The 20610-nt window shown below is 63.9% G+C and carries 17 protein-coding genes; 13 read left to right on the top strand and 4 right to left on the bottom strand.

Annotation, left to right across the window (positions count from 1 at the left end; translation table 11 throughout):
• Positions 1-7: 7 nt before the first annotated feature.
• The 3 genes from J1C48_RS12230 to J1C48_RS12220 are packed head-to-tail and all read left to right on the top strand — an operon-like array spanning position 8 to position 1892.
• Positions 8-697: a class I SAM-dependent methyltransferase gene (locus J1C48_RS12230; protein WP_231081758.1), complete on the top strand. Its 690-nt coding sequence runs from the start codon at positions 8-10 to the stop codon at positions 695-697.
• Positions 694-1311, top strand: a complete 618-nt coding sequence (locus J1C48_RS12225) for a class I SAM-dependent methyltransferase (protein WP_207258140.1) — start codon at positions 694-696, stop codon at positions 1309-1311. The genes J1C48_RS12230 and J1C48_RS12225 overlap by 4 nt, the downstream gene beginning before the upstream one ends.
• Complete coding sequence (locus J1C48_RS12220; RefSeq protein ID WP_231081757.1) at positions 1308-1892, top strand: NADPH-dependent FMN reductase; 585 nt, start codon at positions 1308-1310, stop codon at positions 1890-1892. The genes J1C48_RS12225 and J1C48_RS12220 overlap by 4 nt, the downstream gene beginning before the upstream one ends.
• A 262-nt stretch (positions 1893-2154) precedes the next feature.
• Here J1C48_RS12220 and J1C48_RS12215 read toward each other — a convergent pair whose 3' ends face one another.
• Entirely contained in the window at positions 2155-2904 is a 750-nt protein-coding gene (locus J1C48_RS12215; protein WP_207258139.1) for an SDR family NAD(P)-dependent oxidoreductase, read from the bottom strand.
• A gap of 206 nt (positions 2905-3110) precedes the next feature.
• Between J1C48_RS12215 and J1C48_RS12210 the strand changes: the two genes are divergently transcribed.
• From J1C48_RS12210 to hrpB, 4 genes are all read left to right on the top strand, one after another.
• Positions 3111-4331: an ABC transporter substrate-binding protein gene (locus J1C48_RS12210; RefSeq protein ID WP_207258138.1), complete on the top strand. Its 1221-nt coding sequence runs from the start codon at positions 3111-3113 to the stop codon at positions 4329-4331.
• A gap of 192 nt (positions 4332-4523) precedes the next feature.
• A complete protein-coding gene (locus tag J1C48_RS12205; protein WP_207258137.1) occupies positions 4524-6212 on the top strand; it encodes an ABC transporter permease in 1689 nt (562 codons plus the stop codon).
• On the top strand, positions 6209-6916 hold the full coding sequence (locus tag J1C48_RS12200) for an ATP-binding cassette domain-containing protein (protein WP_207258136.1): 708 nt from the start codon (positions 6209-6211) through the stop codon (positions 6914-6916). Before J1C48_RS12205 ends, J1C48_RS12200 begins: the two co-directional genes overlap by 4 nt.
• On the top strand, positions 6913-9405 hold the full coding sequence (gene hrpB / locus J1C48_RS12195; protein ID WP_207258135.1) for an ATP-dependent helicase HrpB: 2493 nt from the start codon (positions 6913-6915) through the stop codon (positions 9403-9405). The genes J1C48_RS12200 and hrpB overlap by 4 nt, the downstream gene beginning before the upstream one ends.
• A gap of 22 nt (positions 9406-9427) precedes the next feature.
• On the opposite strand, the gene J1C48_RS12190 is transcribed toward hrpB, so the two are convergent.
• Positions 9428-9925: a YciE/YciF ferroxidase family protein gene (locus J1C48_RS12190; RefSeq protein WP_246753875.1), complete on the bottom strand. Its 498-nt coding sequence runs from the start codon at positions 9923-9925 to the stop codon at positions 9428-9430.
• Between the two features lie 273 nt (positions 9926-10198).
• Here J1C48_RS12190 and J1C48_RS12185 point away from each other — a divergent pair, with 273 nt between their 5' ends.
• The 3 genes from J1C48_RS12185 (at position 10199) to J1C48_RS12175 (ending at position 13690) form a co-directional block, all read left to right on the top strand.
• On the top strand, positions 10199-11533 hold the full coding sequence (locus J1C48_RS12185; protein WP_425523501.1) for an ActS/PrrB/RegB family redox-sensitive histidine kinase: 1335 nt from the start codon (positions 10199-10201) through the stop codon (positions 11531-11533).
• 421 nt (positions 11534-11954) lie between these two features.
• Positions 11955-12509, top strand: a complete 555-nt coding sequence (locus J1C48_RS12180) for an ActR/PrrA/RegA family redox response regulator transcription factor (protein ID WP_207258234.1) — start codon at positions 11955-11957, stop codon at positions 12507-12509.
• A gap of 470 nt (positions 12510-12979) precedes the next feature.
• The gene (locus tag J1C48_RS12175; RefSeq protein WP_207258134.1) at positions 12980-13690 is read left to right on the top strand and encodes a class I SAM-dependent methyltransferase; all 711 of its coding nucleotides are present in this window, start codon (positions 12980-12982) and stop codon (positions 13688-13690) included.
• A 129-nt stretch (positions 13691-13819) separates the two neighbouring features.
• Here J1C48_RS12175 and J1C48_RS12170 read toward each other — a convergent pair whose 3' ends face one another.
• Positions 13820-14077, bottom strand: a complete 258-nt coding sequence (locus J1C48_RS12170; protein ID WP_207258133.1) for a DUF3297 family protein — start codon at positions 14075-14077, stop codon at positions 13820-13822.
• 426 nt (positions 14078-14503) lie between these two features.
• Here J1C48_RS12170 and J1C48_RS12165 point away from each other — a divergent pair, with 426 nt between their 5' ends.
• Together J1C48_RS12165 and J1C48_RS12160 are read left to right on the top strand one after the other, a co-directional pair.
• Positions 14504-16093 (top strand): L,D-transpeptidase, encoded by a 1590-nt coding sequence (locus J1C48_RS12165; RefSeq protein WP_231081756.1) that lies wholly within the window; start codon positions 14504-14506, stop codon positions 16091-16093.
• A 407-nt stretch (positions 16094-16500) separates the two neighbouring features.
• Positions 16501-17790 carry an extensin-like domain-containing protein gene (locus J1C48_RS12160; protein WP_207258132.1) on the top strand — a complete coding sequence of 430 codons (1290 nt, stop codon included), beginning with the start codon at positions 16501-16503 and terminating at the stop codon, positions 17788-17790.
• 83 nt (positions 17791-17873) lie between these two features.
• Here the strand turns inward: J1C48_RS12160 and J1C48_RS12155 are convergent, their stop codons facing one another.
• Positions 17874-19847, bottom strand: coding sequence for a M23 family metallopeptidase (locus J1C48_RS12155; protein ID WP_207258131.1), 1974 nt, complete (start codon positions 19845-19847; stop codon positions 17874-17876).
• 413 nt (positions 19848-20260) lie between these two features.
• Here J1C48_RS12155 and J1C48_RS12150 point away from each other — a divergent pair, with 413 nt between their 5' ends.
• Complete coding sequence (locus J1C48_RS12150; protein ID WP_207258130.1) at positions 20261-20410, top strand: hypothetical protein; 150 nt, start codon at positions 20261-20263, stop codon at positions 20408-20410.
• Positions 20411-20610: the final 200 nt, after the last annotated feature.

The following is a 20610-nucleotide window of genomic DNA, read 5'->3' as shown; positions in this document are numbered from 1 at the left end:
AAAACGCGTGGTGGAAGTCTTGCAGCGGCGACAGCAGTCGTCCGCGCGTCCGCGCATCAAGGTGAGTGACGAAGCGCGGTTTTTTCGCGGATGGCTGCAACGGCCGCTGATCACGGGGGCGGTGTCGCCGTCTTCGCGTGCCCTCGGGCGGGCGATGGCGTCCTATGTTCCCGATCCGGCGTTGTTTTCTGAAAACTCCAGGGTTTTGGAGCTGGGGCCGGGCACCGGCGTCGTCACCCAGATGCTGCTGCAGCGCGGCGTGCCCGAACGTTCGCTCGTCCTGATCGAATACTCTCACGACTTCTGCAAGCTTTTGCGCCAGCGCTTTCCGGACGCCGAGGTCATCGAAGGCGATGCCTATGCCATCGGCCGGGCGTTGCCCGAGTGGATCGGCGCCGATCCCTTGGAAGCCGTCGTCTCGAGCTTGCCGCTGTTTACCCGGCCGGACGAGATGCGCGAGGAGGTGGTTGGCCGGTCGCTTGAAATGATGCGGCCGGGAGCCCCCTTCATTCAGTTTTCCTATGCCCTGACCCAGCCGGTGAAGGCCAAGAAGATCGGCGCGACCTTGGAACTCAGCCCCTGGGTCAAGCGAAACCTGCCGCCGGCGCGGGTGCTGGTCTACCGTTCGGCCGATAAGGCCTCGGCCCCGCCGATTTCATCCGCTGACCGAGTGAAGCGCGAGAGTAAGACGTCATGAGCCGAACCACCTCACAGACCCCCGAGAGCGACTGGCTTCCCTTTCTGGCGAACTGGGTTCGCAGCCCGATCAAGATGGGCGCCATCGCCCCGTCGAGCCGCGCCTATTGTTCGATGATGGTGAGCCATGCGACCACCGATCTCGACGGTCCGATCCTGGAGCTCGGGCCGGGCCTCGGCGTCGTGACGCGGGCGCTGCTCACCCATGGCGTTGCGCCGGAGCGCATCACCTCGATCGAATATGAGGGCGATTTTGCCCGTAAGCTCCAGCAGCGGTTTCCGAAGGTCAACGTCATTCACGGCGATGGGCTCGACCTCGACAAGACCCTCGGGCCGGTGGACAGCGCGCCGAAATATGCCGCGATCCTGTTCGCGATCCCGATCGTCAACATGCCGCACGCGCGGCGCCAGGATCTGTTTGCCCGCTATTTCGAGCGACTTTTGCCGGGCGGCAATCTCACCCAGCTGTCCTACATGGTGACGCCGCCGGTTCGCTCGCTGCCAGGCGTCTTCAAGACCTCCTCCTCGAAGCGGGTTTGGAGCAACATCCCGCCGGCGCGGGTGTGGATCTACCACGCTGACGGCGACGAACGGTGCGAGGACATGGCGGCTTGAGTGCCAATATTCTGATCATGCCGGGCTCGGTGCGGCTTGGCTCGCACAATCGCCGTCTGGCTTCGGAGGCCATGCGGCTGTTGTCGGTCACCGAGGCGGTGGTCACTCGCGTTGACCTCGCCGATTATCCGCTGCCGATCTACGACGGCGACTTCGAGATCGAGAGCGGCGTTCCGCAGAACGCCCAGCTGCTGGCGCAGCGGATCGCGGCGCAGGATGCGCTGTTGATCGTTTCGCCCGAATACAATGCTTCCATTCCGCCCTTGCTGAAAAACGCCATCGATTGGGCGAGCCGGGTTCGCAAGGTCAACGAGCGGCCGGTGCAGCCGTTCAAAGGCCTCGTCGTCGGGCTGGCGTCCGCCTCGCCCGGACGCTTCGGCGGGCAACGGGGCCTCGAAGCGGTGCGGGTGGTGCTGCGGGCCCTCGGCGCGGATGTGATGACCCAGCAATGCCTGCTGCCGCTTGCGGGGGAGGGCTTTGACGAAAATGGTCGACTGACCGACGATGTCGCCCGCAGCAGTCTCGAATCGCTCTGCGACAAGCTCCTCGACACCGCCCGCAGCCTCAGCCGCCATGGCTAATCGGCCGGTTAGCTGCTCGTCTCGATAAGCCAGCCCATCACACCCAGCCACCGCCCCTCGTCCTGAGCTTGTCGAAGGATGGGTTCGTCGAAGGGCGTCTCGCGCTGTCACCGTCGTGGTTTGACAGGTTCACCATGGGGAGGGCGGGGCGCAGCCGTCGCATGTCGCGGCAAAGCGAGAGGCGGCCTTTCGCCGACGATGCCGCTGCCTGTCGGTCGGAACTGACTTCCGCGCTGAAAATCAGTCCCTTATCGCTGTCTGATCAGACGTGTTGACCGCCATTGATGTGCAGCTCGGAGCCGGAGACGTAGGTCGATTGGTTGGAGCAGAGGAAATAGATCACGTCTGCGACCTCGGCGGTTTGGCCGAGACGGCGCAGTGGAATGTCATCGATCAGTTTTTCCGTTCCCGGGGACAGGATCGCGGTCTCGATCTCGCCGGGCGCGATCGCGTTGACTCGGATTCCTGCCGGACCGAAATCGTGGGCCATTTCGCGCGTGAGAGAGTTCAGCGCGGCCTTGGAGGTGGCATAGGCGGTCCCGGCGAAGGGATGCACACGGCCGCCGGCGATCGAGGTGACGTTGACGATCGAGCCCTTGGCGTTGGACAGCTCTCGGAACAGGCCGCGCGCTAGCATGATCGGGGCGAAGAAATTGACCTGGAAGACATCGCGCCACATGTGCATCGGCGTCTGGATCGAATCGAGACGTTTGCCGCCATCGACCTTCGGAGAAATCGCGGCGTTGTTGACCAGGGCATGCAGCTGCGAGCCGTTGGCTTCCACCCGGCGGCGAATTTCAGACACGGCGTAGCCGACGTCCTCGGGATCGGACAGATCGACCCGGATATGATCCTCCGAACCGGCCGGCCAGGGGCAGTTTTCCGAAAAGTCTTGACGCGAACAGGTGATGACGCGCCAATTTTCCCGCGAAAACCGTTTGACGGTGGCGTGGCCAATGCCTCGCGATGCGCCGGTCAGCACGAGGGTTCTGCGTTCGTCGCGCTCTGTCATCTGTCGCGTCTCCTAAGACGATCGGCGAATCTGCCGGTTGAATCGTCTGCTTGCCTCTTCTCAATAGCGGAACTGAGGGGCGTTGGCATCAGCCTGCCTCATGTGATGATCGGGCTCACGACGATCGGAAACATATGCCGCGATCGAACGAACCTGATGAGGAGTCGGACATTTCGAGCCGGCGAAGAAAATGCCGAGGAGGCGATATGGTTCAGTTACGAATTGTCGCAATGGTCATGGCAGCCAGCCTGCTGCTCGGTGCGCGCGCCAATGCCGACGCTATCAAAGCGAACGATTGGCAGTCCACACTCGCCGCGGCCAAGGGCAAGACCGTTTATTTCGATGCTTGGGGCGGCTCTGAGACCATCAACGACTATATCGACTGGGTCAGCAGCGAGGTGAAGAAGCGCTTTCAGATCACGCTGAAGCACGTCAAGCTGAACGACACCGCCGATGCGGTCTCGACCGTCGTCGCCGAAAAGGCGGCGGGCAAGAACGACCACGGTTCGATTGATCTGATCTGGATCAACGGCGAAAACTTTGCCGCGATGCAGAAGCAGGGACTGCTGTCCAAGGGCTTTGCGACAACGCTGCCGAACTGGAAATATGTCGATACCGCCAATCCGACGATCTCCGTCGACTTCACCTTGCCGACCAAGGGGCAGGAATCGCCCTGGGGCGCGGCCAAGCTGGTGTTCTTCGCCGATACCGCCCGCACGGGGCCCGTGGCCGACATGCCGAAATCCGCCGATGCGCTCTTGGCCTGGACGAAGCAGCATCCCGGCCAGTTTTCCTATCCGGCTCCGCCGGACTTCATCGGTTCGAGCTTCCTGAAGCAGGTTTTGCTGGAAACGGTCGCCGATCCATCGGTACTGCAAAAGCCCGTCGACGTGGCGAATTTCGAGACCGTGACGAAGCCACTGTGGGACTGGCTCGATGCTGTCCAGCCGGTGCTCTGGCGCCAGGGGCGCGACCATCCGAAGTCCTATCCGGCGATGAAGCAGCTTCTCGCCGACGGCGAGCTCGGCATCATCTTCGCCTTCAACCCGGCCGAAGCCTCGTCAGCGATCGAGGCCGGCGAGCTGCCGGACACCGTGCGCTCCTTCGTTTTTCCGAATGGCACGCTCGGCAACACCCATTTCGTCGCGATTCCGTATAATTCGAGCGCCAAGGCAGCGGCAAAGGTCGTCGCCAATTTCCTGATCTCGCCCGAGGCGCAGCTGCGCAAGGAAGATCCGCGCTATTGGGGCGATCCGACGATCCTGGCGATGGACAAGCTGCCGGCCAAGGACCGCGAGGCCTTCGCCAAGATCGACCGGGGCGTCGCCACCTTGCCGCCCTCGAAGCTCGGCCCGGTGCTGCCGGAGCCGCATCCGTCCTGGATGACGCGCATCGAGACCGAATGGAAGCATCGCTACGGCAGTTGAGGGGACGGCTAGTCAGGACGATCTTGCTTGCGCGGGCGTCCCGCTCGATTGGTCTTCTGAAAGTGATGATTCTTGCCGCATTCCGTCAGTCCCAAGGCACTGAAGCTTTTTGGCGTGCGGTCGTCGACTGCGCTTAGGGAGCATCAGAATAAGAGCGCAGGTTTTCCTGGGCTCCCGCGTCATGGCGCGGCGTTGGTCGTCTACGGCATCGCCGCGCTGTTTGCCGTGCCGGTGGGGATCGGTTTGATCGGCGTCTTGCTGCCGGCCTTCGGCTATATGCCGGCGCTCGGCGGGCGGGCGCTGTCGCTCGAGCCGGTGCGCGCCCTTCTCGCCGAGCCGGGCCTCGTCACATCCGTGCTGCTTTCGCTGGCGAGCGGCCTGATCACCACCGCCGTCGCGGTGGTCGGCGTCGCCCTGTTTCTGGCGGCGTTTTACGACACCGCCGGTCACCGCCTGGCGCAACGGGCGCTGGCGCCGCTGCTGGCGGTGCCGCATGCGGCCGCGGCCTTCGGCCTCGCCTTTTTGATCGCACCGTCCGGGCTGATCTTTCGCGTCCTCGCCAGGATCTTCGGTTTCGATCGCCCGCCCGATCTTCTCATCATCGGTGATCCGTGGGGTCTCGCGATGATGGCCGGGCTGGTCGCCAAGGAGATGCCGTTTCTCATCCTCGTCGCTTTTGCCGCGCTGCCGCAGGCGGACCCAACGCGCCGCATGCGGCTGTCTGCCTCGCTCGGCCATGGCCGTATTCTCGGCTTTCTGCTGGCGGTCTGGCCGGGTGTTTACCGGCAGATCCGTCTGCCGGTGCTGGCGGTCGCGGCCTATGCGTCGGGTGTCGTCGATGTCGCATTGATCCTTGGCCCGTCGACGCCGGCCCCGCTGGCGGTGCGGCTGGTCACCTGGATGAACGATCCGGACCTTTCCTTGCACTTCATGGCATCGGCCGGCGCCGTCCTGCAGCTTCTCGTCACTGGCCTCGTGCTGGTCCTGTGGCTCTGCGGTGAGCGGCTCGCGGCCCGTCTGCGCCATCGTATCGGGATCGGCGGCCGGCGTTTGGCAGAGGATCATTGGCTCCGGCTGCTATCGGCGGTGCCGGTGGCGCTTGCCGGCGGGGCGGTGGCCTTTGGCCTCGTATGGCTAAGTTTATGGTCGATCGCGGGCTTCTGGTCGTTTCCCGATATTTTTCCGCCGAGCTTCAATTTTTCGACTTGGAGCCGCGTTATCACCTCGCTGGGTGGGCCGATGGCGACGAGCTTTATCGTGGCGATTGCATCGGCAACGGCAGCGCTTGGACTGGTGGTGGTCCTGCTGGAGGCGCGGCGGCGCCAGTTCGGGGCCGCGGCCGGACAAAAGCTGCGTCTGCCGCCGCTGGTGGCCGCACTGATCTATCTGCCGCTGATCGTCCCGCAAATCGCCTTCGTCTCTGGTCTGCAGGTGACGATCCTGGCGTTGCGGCTCGAACCCTCGATCCTGATGCTGTCCGGGGTGCATCTCATTTTCGTCGCGCCATACGTCGCCTTGGCGCTCGCCGACCCATGGTTCGCCCTCGATCCGCGCTATGAGCAGATCGCCGCGAGCCTCGGTCACGGTCCGATCCGAACGCTGTTCCGTGTCCGCCTGCCGATGCTCACCCGGCCGGTTCTGACAGCGCTTGCCATCGGCATTGCGACCTCGGTCGGCCAATATCTGCCGACCATTCTGATCGGTGCGGGTCGTCTGCCGACGATCACCACCGAGGCCGTGGCGCTCGCCTCGGGCGGCAATCGCCGGGTGATCGGGGCTTATGCACTGTTGCAGATGCTCCTGCCTTTCCTCGCCTTCAGCCTGTCGGGGAGCCTTCCGCGCTTGCTCTTGCGGCGGCGAGGCGCCATGAAGCCGCGATGATCGACCAACAGGCTTCTTCTTCGCCGCGCGGCGATGCCGTGCCGCCATCAACCGATGGACTGGTCCTCGATCGCGTCGCGATCCGGTTGGCCGGGCGCCAGCTGCTCGCCCTCGACCATCGCGTCGCACCGGGTGACACCCTGACCGTGATGGGACCGTCCGGTTCCGGCAAGTCGACGCTCTTCGCCTTTGTCGCGGGCTTCCTCGACCCGGCTTTCGAGGCTGTCGGCCGCGTGTGCCTGAACGGCCGCGATCTCACGCTGCTGCCACCGCGGTGCCGGCGCGTTGGGCTACTGTTCCAGGATGCGCTGCTCTTGCCGCACATGTCGGTTGGCGACAATCTGCTGTTTGCCTTACCGGCAAATGTCAAAGGCAGCCGCCAGCGGCGCGCGGCAGCCGAGGCGATGCTGAGCGACGTCGGGCTCGCCGGCCATTTTTCCCGCGATCCCGCAACACTGTCCGGCGGCCAGGCGGCGCGGGTTGCGCTGGCGCGGACGTTGCTCGCCAAGCCGGAGGCCTTGCTGCTCGACGAGCCGTTCGCGCGCCTTGATCAGGATCTGCGCGCGACAATCCGGGATCTCGTCTTCCAGACGATCCGCGCGCGGAAAATTCCGGCGGTGCTCGTGACGCACGATCCGGCCGATGCACAAGCCGCCGGCAGCGCCCTTGTCGAGATCGGTTCCGGGGAGGGGACGACGGTATGACGGCGGGGGCCAAGCCGAAGCTTCCGGCCGGCGTCGATTCGCTTCCTGTCATCCAGGTGTTGTGCGATCTCTCTGCCGCGCTTCTTTCCCATGGCCGCGTGGTGCTGGTTGCACCGCCCGGCGCCGGCAAGACGACGCTGGTGCCGCTGCATCTCGTAAGCGACGGGATCGCCGGCCGGGTGATTCTGATCGAGCCGCGTCGGCTGGCCGCGCGGGCGGCCGCCCGGCGCATGGCCGAGCTTCTGGGCGAAGCGGTCGGCGAGACCGTCGGTTGGCGCATGCGGCTCGATACCAAGGTTTCGGCGAAAACCCGCATCGAGGTCGTCACCGAGGGCGTTTTCACCCGCATGATTCTCGACGATCCGGAGCTTGCCGGCGTCGATGCGGTGATTTTCGACGAGTTTCACGAGCGCTCGCTCGACGGCGATTTCGGCTTGGCGCTCGCCATTGAGGTCGCCACGGCCTTGCGCGACGATCTGAAGCTTGTCGTGATGTCGGCAACGCTTGACGGCGCCAAGGTCGCCGCGCTGCTGGACGACGCGCCGGTGGTCGAAAGCAAGGGCCGCGCCTTTCCGGTCACCATCCGGCATCGCGACCGGCCCGGCACGGTTGCCGTCGAGGATGCGGTGGTCGCGGCCGTGCGCGCAGCGCTCGCCGAGGAGACCGGCAGCATTCTCGTCTTTTTGCCAGGGCAAAAAGAGATCCGCCGGGTCGCCGAGCGTCTGCAGCCGGTGCTTGCGGCCAACGTCCTGCTGGCGCCGCTCTATGGCGCGCTCGATGCAAGCGATCAGGACAAGGCGGTCCGCCCGGCGCCGGCCGGCATCCGCAAGGTGGTGCTGGCAACCGATATCGCCGAGACCTCGCTGACCATCGAAGGCGTGCGGATCGTCATCGATTCGGGCCTCAAGCGGCGTCCCGCCTTCGAACCTGAGACCGGCCTGACGCGGCTGGAAACCGTCCGCGTGTCGCGCGCCTCGGCCGATCAGCGCGCCGGCCGTGCCGGCCGGACCGAACCTGGCACCGCCATCCGCCTCTGGCGGGCCGAGCAGACGGCGGCGCTCGACGCCTTCGATCGGCCGGAAATCCTGGCGACGGATCTGTCGGGCCTGCTGCTCGATTGCGCGGCCTGGGGCGTCAACGATCCGGCGCAGCTGCGGCTGCTTGATCCACCACCGCAGGCTGCGGTGAAGGAAGCGGCAAAGCTGCTGGCCGATCTCGGCGCGCTCGACGACATGCAGCGGCTGACCCCGGCTGGGCAGGCGATGCGTCGATTGCCGCTGCCGCCGCGGCTCGCCCACATGGTCGCTGCGGCCGACGCGGAGGATCGCCGCACGGCGGCCGAACTCGCCGTTCTCGTGACCGAACGCGGTCTCGGCGGGACCGATGTCGATCTCGACAGCCGGCTGCGTCGCCTGCGCCAAGGCCGCGATCCGCGCTCGAAACAGGCGATGGCGCTCGCCGGCCGGATCGCGGCAACGAGCCGGAGCGATGCACAGAAGAGCTCCGGCGCCGGCTGGCCGAGCGATGGCGATATCGGCGCGATCCTGGCGCTCGGCTATCCCGATCGGATCGCGCTTCGCCAGCCGACGCCCGGCCAGTTCGCGCTGAGCAATGGCCGGGGCGGGGCGCTCGATCCGGCGACGTCGCTGGCGCGGGAAAAAGTGCTGGTCGCCGTCGAGGTCCAGGGCGCGGCTGCGGCCGGAAGGATCGTTTCGGGGGCGGCGCTCGGCCAGCTGGCGCTCGATCGCATTCTCGCTGCCAAGGCGACGACAGATGACACCGTCGCCTTCGTGCCGCAGAGCCGCTCGGTGCGGGCATCTCGCACGACGTGGCTGGGGCGGGCGGCGGTCGAAACGGTGCCGATGGCGCTGCCCGCTGACGCGCGGGTCGCCGCTGCCTTGGCCGAAGGGATCCGGCGGCTGGGATTGCAGCGGCTCGATTTCGGCAAGGAGGCGAGCCGGCTGCTCGCTCGCCTCCGCTTTCTGGCCGATGTCTCGGGGCCACCCTGGCCACATATGAACGACGCGGCACTGGCGCTGACGGTCGAGGCGTGGCTGCTCCCCTATGCGCCAGGGGCGTCGAGCTTTGGCGATCTGACCGAGGGCGTTTTGATCGCGGCGCTGACGGGTCTCGTTCCACCGGCCTTTGCTGGCCGGCTCGACGATCTGGCGCCGAGCCACTATGAAGCGCCGACCGGCTCGCGCGTTCCGATCCGATACGAGGGCGAGCGTCCGGTGCTGGCGATCCGCGTTCAGGAATTGTTCGGTCTCGCAGTGCATCCGGCGATCGCCGATGGCCGCTTGCCGCTGACCTTGGAACTCCTGTCGCCCGCCCATCGTCCGATCCAGGTCACCCGCGATCTCCCGGGGTTTTGGGCCGGCTCCTGGCGGGACGTCAGATCCGATCTGCGCGGTCGCTATCCCAAACACGAATGGCCGGAAGATCCGGCGAATGCCAAGCCAACGGCACGGGCCAAGCCGCGCCGTTGACACTTGCATCGAAACCGAGCCGTCAGGCGGCGGCCTGGTTGATGCTACCCTCAGCGAGCTCGCTCATCGTCTTGTCGCCGTGGGCGGTCGCGCGCAGGCACTCTTCCAGCGTTTTCGCGTCGTCGTCTAGACCGAGGCGTTTGGCGAAAGCAAGCAGGCAGCCATAGCCGGCGATACCGTAATGGGCCATGCGCTGATATTGGGTGATGATCATCGCGTCGCGGGCATCCTTGTCGGAGATCTCTTCCTCGAGCGCATGCGATCTTGCCTCCTTCACCAGGCCTTCCATCCCCTTGCAGAACTCCCCGCTCGGGGAGGCGCCATGGGCGGTGATGATCCTCTGCAGCGCGTTGCGGCCATCCTCGATCCCCTCGACACCTGCCTTGAGGGCGTGGCGGAGGCCGGCGGCATGGGCCGCATCGGCCAGTTCTCGGGTGACTTTGGCCGACTGGGTGTTTGCGCTGTAAATGTCCTGCAGCTGGTCGATGTAGATGTCCTTGAGATTGGCGATCGCCATCATCGTCTCCTTCTCGGCTTTGGGGGTATCGGCGGCGGCGTGCCGCTGGCACCGCGACGGCCGCGGCTGCTCTAAAACTGCCGATACGTCATGTCCGTAGAAGCGGCCGAAACCCTCTCGCGTTCCGAGCCCGCGGGCGGTGCTTTGCATTGCTGGCTATGAAAATCCGCCCAGCCGCGGCGCCACCCGGTCGCCGCAAGTGGGCCTTGGTTCTCCACTCGTAAACGTGTTCTGTGATCTCATTCGCGCGATCGTCGAACAGGTGGAGAACGTGCCATGGACCGTATGACAGACGAGCGCCGCCGCGCCGCGGCTCCTGGCGTGATCCCAGGCATGCGCGAGAGCCAGTGCTTGCGATTGGCGACCTTGATCCGGCTGCGCTGGCTATCAGTGGTCGGGCAGACGGCGGCCTGCGTCTTCGTCGCGTGGATTTTGGTCTGGCCGTTTCCCGTCTTTCTCTGCCTCGCGCTGATCGGGCTGTCGGCCGGGCTCAACCTTTATCTTGCCGGCCGCTTTCCGGGCAGCTTCCGTTTGTCCGCAACGGCGTCGTTTGCCGTGTTGAGCTTCGATGTGTTGCAGCCGACCGGCTTGCTGATGCTGACCGGCGGCATCCACAATCCATTCATCGTCTTCTTGGTGGTGCCGGCGGTGATCGCCTCGGCGACGCAGCCGCCGCTGACCGTCGTCGCAATCAGCGGGCTCGCCGTCGCGGCGACGAGCGTGCTGGTCGCCGTGCACTATCCGCTGCCGTGGCCGATTCCCAATGGCTTTACCCTGCCGGCCGAATATGTCGGCGGCCTGTGGTTTGCCCTGGCGACGACCCTGGTGTTTGCCGTGGTCTATATCTATCGGCTCGCGGCGGAATCGCGGGCGCTGGCCGATGCGCTGTCGGCGACGGAACTGGTCTTGCAGCGCGAGCAGCATCTCTCGGCCCTTGATGGACTGGCCGCCGCCGCGGCCCATGAACTCGGCACGCCCTTATCGACGATCGCCTTGATCGCCAAGGAGATGAAGCGCTCGGTCCTGGAAGACGATCCGCTCTTTGAGGATGTGATCCTCCTCGTCGAGCAGTCGGAACGCTGCCGTTCCATTCTCGGCCGGCTTGCGTCCCTGTCGGCCTGCAGCGAAAGCCAGCTTGCCAATCTCTCGTTTTTGGCGCTGCTCGACGAGGTGGCTGAGCCGCATCGCCATTTCAGCGTCGATGTGACGGTGGAGATCATCGAGCGCGAGGGCCCGGAACCGGTGGCTCGGCGCAATGCGGCCGTGCTCTACGGCATCGGCAACATCGTCGAAAATGCGGTCGATTTCGCCCGCTCGGCCGTTGTGATCCGCGCCGGCTGGAATACCGGATCGGTGTGGATCGAGGTTCTCGACGATGGTCCCGGCTTTCCGCCGGCTGTTCTCGATCGGATCGGTGATCCGTATATCTCCCGCAGGGACACGCGGGATCAGCGAACCGCTGGCGGCCTTGGCCTCGGCTTGTTCATCGCGATGACGCTGTTGCAACGCTCCGGCGCCGACGTGCGCATCGAAAATCGCGCGACCAGCGGAGCCGTTGCGCAGATTGCCTGGAAGCGATCCAGCTATGTCGCCGGTGGTCCGGAGGAGTGATAAAGGCGTGATCACAGATCAGTTCAATTCGATGAATTGAAAGGACGGAATCTACATCTTTTAAGTGCATATTCAAATTGAAATCAACCAATGAGGTTAGATTCGACTCACCGTCCACCGCCGATGCGGGCGTCGCCGACCAGCCGAACACTCGGGAAAGGCGAGCCGGTGAAAACTAATGTCCTAGAAGTTCCAGTGGTTTAGAAAATTCTCATGGCTATCAACTAGAATTTAGTTCGCGCCTGCTGCATCTGGGCGTTTAGTCGCAGCGTAGATTCAGCACACTCGTCGGAACCGCCAATGAAGCGGCACGGGCTTGAATGCCGCCAAATGATCGGCGGCGAGAGTACGCAAATGAATTCCGACGCAATGAAAACACGTATGGGTGGAAGGACTGCGCTGAGGAATGCTTGATCATTCGATGAATTTCAATGAAATCCCGCTGCCGGTGTCCGACCCGAGCCTTCTTCTGGTGGACGACGACAGGCCGTTTTTGCAGCGGATGAGCCGGGCGCTCGACCAGCGCGGCTTTCGTGTCCGTATTGCCGACAGCATCGCTGCCGGTCTTATCGACGTCGAAGGCAGCGCTCCGGCCCATGCCGTCGTCGACATGCGGCTGGGTGATGGCAATGGTCTCGACGTCGTGGCGGCACTGCAGAAGCGGCGGCCCGAGGCCCGCGCCATCGTGTTGACCGGTTACGGGAATATCGCCACCGCTGTGACCGCAGTGAAGCTGGGGGCGATCGACTATCTGGCCAAGCCGGCCGACGCGGACGACGTGGTCGCGGCGCTGCTGCGTTCGGCGGGCTTTAAGGTCGAAGTGCCGGCCAATCCGATGTCGGCTGACCGGGTGCGTTGGGAACACATCCAGCGCGTCTATGAGATGTGCGATCGCAATGTCTCCGAGACGGCGCGGCGGCTGTCGATGCACCGGCGCACGCTGCAGCGCATTTTGGCCAAGCGCGCGCCCCGCTGAGCATCGGCGATTTCCTGATCGATGCGGCGCCATGCGATGCGCCGTCCGTGTTGGAACTACTGGCGCGGCACATTCGCGATCTTTCGACGGCGTGGCCTGATCGGGCGGCGCCGTCGTCCTTTCAGCGATCGAGAGCCTTGGATTTTTCGGCCTTGTTGTGTCAGGCCAAAGCCTTGAGGCATAGCCGCCTTATTCTCTCAGTCAGCGGTATGCGCCGCAACAATGCGAGCTTTTTCCCGAATTATTCATTGCTTTTTAGTATGACTTTGAGAGATCTCAGCATTTTTGGAGAATTAATTAATTGATACAAATATATTTTTGTTTCTATATATTATATAGTCTCATTAACATACGATTGCGGACAGGATGATCATTATATCTTATGACTTTATTTTGATTTTGCTTTAGCAATTGCAGCGCCTCCTGATGAGTTCGAGCGCAGAGGAAATGTCAAAGATGAAGAGGGTTCAATGTCGGTTGCGCAGGTGAGCAACAGCTGGGTCAAGCCAGATCCGATGAGTGACCCGCAAAGCCTCGAGCGCCGCTTTCGAGCCCGGCGCTTTTTTCACGTGCGCCGATTGATCGAGGGGGCGTTGCAGACAAAAAAGCGGATCGAGATCCTCGATCTCGGCGGCACCGAGGCCTATTGGACGATAGCCGATGATTTCCTCTCCGTACACCGCGGCCGGATTTCGATCATTCTCGTCAACAACGAGACCGCGGCACCGGTCAGTGAAGAGATGTTCGTGTCGGTAGCAGGCGATGCCTGCGATCCAGAGCTTTATGCCGGACGAAGATATGACCTTGTCCATTCCAACTCGGTGATTGAGCATGTCGGCGACGTCGCGCGGATGCGAGCCTTCGCCGACAACGTCCGGCGGTTGGGGGAACGGTATTTCGTTCAGACGCCGAATTTCTGGTTTCCGCTGGAGCCGCACTTCCGGGTGCCGGGCTTCCAGTGGCTGCCGCTGGCGGTTCGCGTCGCGATGATGCAGCGCTTCAATCTGGGCTTCTTTCCGAAGGCGCGGAGCTACGACGAAGCCTATCGTAATGTCGCCGATATCCGGCTTCTCGACCGCAAGCTGATGCGTCAGCTGTTTCCGGGCGCCACGCTGGTCGACGAGAAGGTGGCGGGTCTGACGAAATCGCTGATGGCGATCGGCGGCGACGTCGCCGACTGACCGCTCAAGAATTTTGGCGCTGGCGTTACAGCATTCGCCCGAAAATCGGAATCGATTTTCGGCAAAGCACGATGCGGCGATTCAAAAGCTTAGAGCGACCTTTCTGCGTCCGATCGGACGCAGGACGCTCTAGCCGGCGTCGCTCGGGTTGGGCGTGCGGCGATAGATCTCGACCGGTCCCTTGAGCTTAATCGTCAGCGGCTTGCCCTTGCGGTCGAGCGCCTTGCCCGCTTGAACGCGGATCCACCCTTCGCTGACGCAATATTCTTCGACATTGGTTTTTTCCTCGCCTTTGAAGCGGACGCCGACGCCGTCGCCGATCGCGGCTTCGTCGTAAAACGGGCTATCCGGGTCGATGCTCAGGCGGTCGGGAAGGTCTTGGGTCAAACGGTCTCTCCTTCAACAAAGCGGCCGATCCTCTACCGCATCGTCTCAAAGATCGGAATCGTTTTTCGCAGCTTTGTCGCCGAAGGCCGACGGAAGGATCAAAGGATCCCGTCCACGTCTGCAGCGCCTGCCGCTGCGTTGTGCAAGAAGCCCCGTGCGGCCGCGTCGTGCGGGGAACCAGTTGCGCGCTCGCTGGTTCCTCTCGTGCGGCAAAGGGGTTTGTCGCTATCCCGCGGGCGGGGTGAGGGGGAAATCACGGCTTGCCTATGGTCATGTTCATGTCCGTTTCATGTGGCAAGCTCGAGACTTCCAAAGGATGTGACTCGTCTGGCTGTCGCTGAGCGGATGCGTGATCGTTTAGGAACACGATAGCCGCACAGCGGAAGCTTGAGACGTGGCGATGACGACGAACGATCGAGATGTGCGATGAAGAATTTGGTTCTCGGAAGCCTTGCAGGCGCGCTTGTCGCCGTGCTGGCGGCGCAGCCGTCCATGGCAGCAGGGGGCGCCGATGGCGAACCGGCAGTGCGCGTGGCGCAATCCTATGAGCCGGCGCCACCGGCCCGGGCCGTCGAGAGCTATGTCGACCAATACGGCCGGCGGATCTATCTTGATCGTCGCGGCCGTATCGTCGGCGTTGATAATCCTCGCCGCGACCGCTTTGAGGTCCGCAGGGAGCGGTTTCAGCAAAGGCGTGGCGAAATCATCGACGGCCCGCCGCCTCCCGGCGTGACGCTCGAAGGGCCGGCGAATGTCGCTCCGCCGGCCGATTACAATTCCGGCCCGGACTATGCTGGACGCCCGCGCAGCGCCAATCCCTATGAAGGTCCATATCAGGACCAGAATGGCGATATCTACGGCAGAGATCCCTATAGCGACGATCAGGGCTACGACAATAACGGCGGAAACGACGATACCGGTCCGATCGAGGCCTCGCCGCTGCCGTCCCCAGGGGCAGGGGAGAATGCGCCAGGAACCCGGGAAGCGGGTCTGCCGCAGCAAGACGCCAATCCAGCACTCGGCCCAGCACCCAGCCCTGCACTCGGCGCGCCGGCAGGGCCGGCAGGGCCGCAGCCGGACACACTTGGCTCGCAGCCGCTGCCAACCGGCGAGGGGCAGACCATTCAGGAGACCAACCCGGCACCCGCGGTTCAGGCTCCGGGCGGCAAGGCCGACAAGGTGCAGGTTGCCGCTCTGCAGATTCTGCTTGACCGGGCCGGCATGTCGCCCGGCGTGATCGACGGACGTATGGGCAGCAACGTCAACAAGGCGGCTGCGGCCTATCAGGAGAAATTCGGCCATGCCCTGAAGACCGGCGATCCCAAGGCGCTCGCCGAGGAACTCGATAAGACCGGCGGTCCGGCCATCGTCAATTACACCATCACCAACGAGGACGTCGCCGGCCCCTATGTCGCGTCGATTCCGGGCGATTATGCCGAAAAGGCCAAGCTGCCGGCGATGAGCTTCGAGCGGGTCTCGGAGCGGCTCGCCGAACGGTTCCACATGGATGAGGATTATCTGAAGCAGATCAATCCGGGCGCCGACTTCAACCGCGCGGGCACAATCATCAAGGTCGCCGATGTCGGTAAGAACGTCACCGGCGAGGTGGCGAAGATCATTGCCGACAAAGGCCGCGAGCAGGTCCGCGCCTATGATGCCAACGGGACGCTTCTCGCCGCCTATCCGGCGACGATCGGCTCGACCGACACGCCGTCGCCCTCCGGCACGGTTCAGGTGACCCGCATCGCCTTCAATCCCAACTACACCTACAATCCGAAGATCAATTTCAAGCAGGGCACTAACGACAAGGTCCTGACCATTCCGCCGGGCCCGAACGGCCCGGTCGGCTCGATCTGGATCGCGCTGTCGAAGCCGACCTATGGTATCCACGGCACGCCCGAACCGTCCAAGATCGGCAAGACCAACAGCCATGGCTGCGTGCGGTTGACCAATTGGGACGCCACCGAACTGGCCAAGATGGTCAAGCCTGGCGTGACCGTTCAGTTCGTCGATTGATCGGCGATCGAACCGCCGCGCCGGTCTCCAGCATCGACCGGAAACCGGAATCGATGTTCGGCCAAGGCCGATGCTGAGACTTAATCAGAGTGCGCGTCCTTTGTCCGTCCTAGCGGAGGCACGGCGCGCTCGATCGGCGCGGCTCGTTCGCTTTGTGATGCGGGAACCGTCGGCGTTGGCGACGTCGGTTTCGGCCAAGCGCGATCGTGGCGGTTTCCAGGCTCCTGCGGGGCGCTATGTAAAACGAACGGTTTCAAATTGGACGACCAAAGCGTGACGGTATCGCTCCCATTTCGTCGCCCCGGCATGATCGGCACGGCGCGTCGATCAAACGGTTTTGCCGCCCCTGGTGGTTTGGATCGCCCCTTGACCAGCAGTCGATTGGTCTCGAGGTGGAGCGTTTTCGGATGAGGAGCGCGGCCGTTGTTGCGCTGGCCGGCTTGTTGATGGTTGCGATCCCGAAGGGCTTCGGCACGACCGGCAAGGCCCATGCGGAGTCGCTTCTGGAGCGAATCTTTCCGGGATTGAGGCCGCATCATCGTCCGATCCGGCACCGCACCACGCGCCATACCAGCCGCGCCAAGACAGCGGCCGCTCCGGCCAATCCGCCGGTCCCGACGCCGCGCGCGACGGTGATGACGCAGCCGCCGCAGACCGAGCAAAAGCCGGCGGCTGCCGATCAATCGGCCAAGCTGCCGGACGGCGGCGAGACCGCTAAGCCGCAAGCCGACGTCAAGACCGATCGCGATCTGGACGCCGCGCAACCGGCGCCGGCCATAATCGCACCGCCGCCCAAGCCCGACGCCGAGACGTCGAAGCCTGAAAAGCTCGCTCTCGACCGCAAGGCTGATCCGGTGGCCGGTCTCGACGAACCGGTGGCGCCCGTTTCCGGCGCGCGCGTTGAGGCCGGAGGGCCGCCGGCGCAAGGCCCGCTGCCGCAGCCGCGCCCTGACCATCGAAATTCCGATCGCCAAGCGACGTTGGAGGAAAAGGCCGGCGAGGGCCCGTCTTCGAACGCTGGCGGCGGATCGGCGACAAGCGCTGCACCATCCACGCTCGGCAGTAGACACCGTCAGCTCAAGCATTCGCCATCGGCGCTGCGCTCCGACGTTGCGGCGATCACCCCGGCCATCACCGTCGAGGCAGCAGCCGCGCTTGCCGATGCCAAGGCTTGCGAAGCTGAACTGAGCCAGCGTGGCGTCAAATTCACCGTCGAGCCCAGTATCAGCGAGGGCGCCTGCGGTGTGTTGCGGCCGGTCGCCGTGGATAAGCTCAGTTCCGGCATCGCCGTCGTGCCGCCTACCAAAGTCCTCTGCCGCACCGCGCTGGCGCTCGACCAGTGGGCGAGCGACGTGATCGTGCCGGCGGCGAAGGCGAACTTCCCCAAGGCTCACATCGATACGATCCGGCAGGAGGGCACCTATGTTTGCCGCCCGCGTTCGTCCGAAGACCGGATTTCAGAACATGCCCGTGGCAGTGCCATTGACATTGCGGGCGTCCATCTGTCGGACGGGCGGGAAATCGACGTGAAGGCCCGTAGCGACGATACGCCGGAGGGCCGTTTTCAGCATGGCATTCGGGCCGGCGCTTGCGGTCCCTTCAAGACCGTCTTGGGGCCCGGCACCGACGCCGACCATGCCACCCATTTCCATCTCGACATGGCCGCTCGCCGCAACGCAGCGACCTACTGCCGCTGAGCGTGGCCGGGCTGTCGGCCATGTTCGTCGGGCGCCGCTGAGGGGCACTCGCCATCGTGGCAGGTTCAAAGGGGGGAGGCGATTTATTTTGCGGCGAGCAGCGGCTCGTCGACACGATCCTTCAGCAACGTATCGATCCGATCGCGCTCGCGCTTGAAGGTGAGGAGATCGTCGCCGGTGAGGATCTTTTCCGCCGGCAATTTGATCCGCATCGGGTCCATGCGCTTGTCGTTCACGTGGATTTCGAAATGCAGGTGATTGCCGGTCGAAATGCCGGTCGAGCCGACATAGCCAATCACCTGGCCCTGACGGACATGGGTGCCCGGCTTGATGTTGTTGGCAAAGCCACTCTGATGGGCATAGACTGTTTCGTAGCCATTGGCATGGCGCAGCACCGTCTCGCGGCCATAGCCGGTCGCCCAACCGGCCTTTTCCACGACGCCATCGCCGGCCGCCAGGATCGGCGTGCCACGGGGCGCCGCCCAGTCGACGCCCCAATGCGGGCGGATATAGCCGAGAACGGGATGTCTGCGCCCTGTGGAAAAGCCAGACGTGAACCGCCCGTTCGGCACCGGTTTGCGCAACAGGAACTGCCGCGCGCTGCGGCCGCTCGGGTCGAAATAATCGGCGATTTTGCTGTCATTCGGCCGGAAGCGATAGTAGCGTTTGACGAGATCGCCGACGTGGATCTCGACATAAAGCATCTCGCTGGCTTCGGCCGAGCTGAGGTCTTTCCCCTTTTCGCCGGTCATCGAATAGAAGACGACCAGTCGGTCGGAGGGGGACAGCCGGGCCTGCAGATCGATGTCGCTCGCCAGCATGCGCACCAGCTGGCGGCACATCCGCTGATCGAGGCCATAGGAAAGAGCCGCCTGATAGATGCCGTCATAGACCGTCGGCATGTCGGCGCGGATCGGCGCCTCGTCTTCGTTCTCGTCGATGCCTTCGGCGACCGAATCCGACATTTCCGGCGCGTCGGCCGGCTCGAACGGGCCGTCCTTGGTGGCCGCCACGGTGCCGAGATGCTCGCCGCCGCGATAGGCGGAAAGCCGTACGACCTCGCCATGGGAAGCGGCCGTGTCGCCTTTGCCGGTGGTGGTGGTCTCGACGCCGATGCGCAAGGCGTCGCCGGGCTCGAGCGTGTCGGCGCCGATCAGTTTGGTGAGCGCGTCGACGGCGTCCTTCGTCTGCTCGCCATCATGGCCGGCGCGGCTGAGAATGTCCGCGATCGCCGCCTGTTGGCGAAAGGGCACGATTTCCTCGTGGAAGCGCGGCAGGTCGTCATGGGTGGTATCGGCGACGGCGAAGGAGACGTTCTCCGGAACGACGCGGAAGGCCGAACCCGGCTCGTATTCCGACATGTCGACATTCAACCCGAAGCGGAACGGATCGACGCTGCTGAGCGAGGCGACCTGGACCGGCTTGTTGCCGACCCGTGAGGCGACCGATCGCACCAGATTTTCCGCCGAAGCCGCATCGAGATCGACATTGCGTTCGTAGGTCGATGGCTCGAAGTCGAATTGCGAGACCTTGAGGCTGACCTCCGATTCGACGCGATTGCCGTAGATTTTGGCCGGCTCGTCGGCGCCGTCCTTCTCGTCGTCGGCCCCGAAGATTTTCAAGGGATCGAACCGCGGGTAGTCGGCCGGCGCTTGGTAGCGCGCGGCCAAAAGCATGTTGACGTAGCCGAAGGGCAAGGTGCGCAACACTTCGCGGTCGCCGTCGCGGGTCAGCGTCGACAATTCCATGATCTGCCGGCTGCGGGCGACGGGCATTGCGGTGGCGACCACGCGCTGGCCCTTGGCCAGCTGATCGTCGGACAGGCCGTCGACGGTCATCGCCACCGCCGGGCTTGCCGCGCCATGGTGACCGTCGAGCGCGGCCGAAAGCGCGATGCCCATCAACGCTGTGGATGTGAGCCCCGTGAGAAGGGTTCCCGTCAGCCAGCGCGCTGAGACCTGCCGCTTGTCCGGACGACGGCGCCGATCGGCGATCAGCGCCGGTTCGTCACCGAGGGAAGGGCAAAAGCCGGGACTGTCCTGCGCCGTACGGTTCATTCCTCTCCCCGAAACATGGCCCGAAACATGGCCCGAAACATGGTTTGTGCCGTGTCAGGCGGACCGCTTCGGCAATGTCCCAACAAGGTGGCGAAATCCCGGCCGCATGCAATCATCACCACCAGAATCTCGTCCATTCGTCGTTTGTTAACCGCATAGCCGACGGCGGCAGGGTGCTCAAGCCGGCGCAAGCGTAATCGTTGCGGCCGATATGAATCCGCGCGAAGGCAAACCTGTCCGCCGCCGAACGAAAGGTCGGCGTGGACCCATATGCCCTCGGCTGAGCCTGCGCGAGGCGGGGAGGGACAATGGTTTGAAAATGGTGCGGAACGGCGGGCTCTCGGCAAGCTGTGCCCCACAGGAGCGCAAAACGATCGTGCGACGAGTTTTTTGAAGTTTTTGCGAAACGGGCGTTGACAGGCCGCGAAACCATCCCCTATATGGCGCTCATCAACGACGGCGGCGGCGCCGAGACGCTCCAGACGGAGCGGGCATCATTCTGGTTCGAGCGAGAAATCGTCGACCGGGACGGTTTTTGCGCCTCCTACGTCGGTATCATTTGAGTTTTGTCGACGGGTTCGGCCTTCTCCTGAGGGCTTGGATTTCGTTGCTTTTCTCGACGACGCAGACATTGCGTCGTGTTCTTTGACATAGTTGGTATTAAGAGACAAGAAAGAGAAATGTGGGCGGCGTGGTTTTTGCGGCTCATGAAGATCGGTATCCTTTCCGTTTTTTCATGAGTTTGTGAGATGACTTGGTCGTT

It is taken from the genome of Jiella flava (genome assembly GCF_017349315.1).
Classification (GTDB): domain Bacteria; phylum Pseudomonadota; class Alphaproteobacteria; order Rhizobiales; family Rhizobiaceae; genus Jiella; species Jiella flava.
Note: the sequence above shows the minus strand (reverse complement) of the source record. Positions and strands in the feature narration are given on the sequence as shown.

What these genes read in the sequence shown, in the direction of transcription:
- J1C48_RS12225 (WP_207258140.1), top strand. Translation starts at nt 694, where the DNA reads ATGAGCCGAACCACCTCACAGACCCCCGAGAGCGACTGGCTTCCCTTT.
- J1C48_RS12215 (WP_207258139.1), bottom strand. Translation starts at nt 2,904, where the DNA reads ATGACAGAGCGCGACGAACGCAGAACCCTCGTGCTGACCGGCGCATCG.
- J1C48_RS12210 (WP_207258138.1), top strand. Translation starts at nt 3,111, where the DNA reads ATGGTTCAGTTACGAATTGTCGCAATGGTCATGGCAGCCAGCCTGCTG.
- J1C48_RS12200 (WP_207258136.1), top strand. Translation starts at nt 6,209, where the DNA reads ATGATCGACCAACAGGCTTCTTCTTCGCCGCGCGGCGATGCCGTGCCG.
- hrpB (WP_207258135.1), top strand. Translation starts at nt 6,913, where the DNA reads ATGACGGCGGGGGCCAAGCCGAAGCTTCCGGCCGGCGTCGATTCGCTT.
- J1C48_RS12190 (WP_246753875.1), bottom strand. Translation starts at nt 9,925, where the DNA reads ATGATGGCGATCGCCAATCTCAAGGACATCTACATCGACCAGCTGCAG.
- J1C48_RS12185 (WP_425523501.1), top strand. Translation starts at nt 10,199, where the DNA reads ATGGACCGTATGACAGACGAGCGCCGCCGCGCCGCGGCTCCTGGCGTG.
- J1C48_RS12180 (WP_207258234.1), top strand. Translation starts at nt 11,955, where the DNA reads ATGAATTTCAATGAAATCCCGCTGCCGGTGTCCGACCCGAGCCTTCTT.
- J1C48_RS12175 (WP_207258134.1), top strand. Translation starts at nt 12,980, where the DNA reads ATGTCGGTTGCGCAGGTGAGCAACAGCTGGGTCAAGCCAGATCCGATG.
- J1C48_RS12165 (WP_231081756.1), top strand. Translation starts at nt 14,504, where the DNA reads ATGAAGAATTTGGTTCTCGGAAGCCTTGCAGGCGCGCTTGTCGCCGTG.
- J1C48_RS12160 (WP_207258132.1), top strand. Translation starts at nt 16,501, where the DNA reads ATGAGGAGCGCGGCCGTTGTTGCGCTGGCCGGCTTGTTGATGGTTGCG.
- J1C48_RS12155 (WP_207258131.1), bottom strand. Translation starts at nt 19,847, where the DNA reads ATGAACCGTACGGCGCAGGACAGTCCCGGCTTTTGCCCTTCCCTCGGT.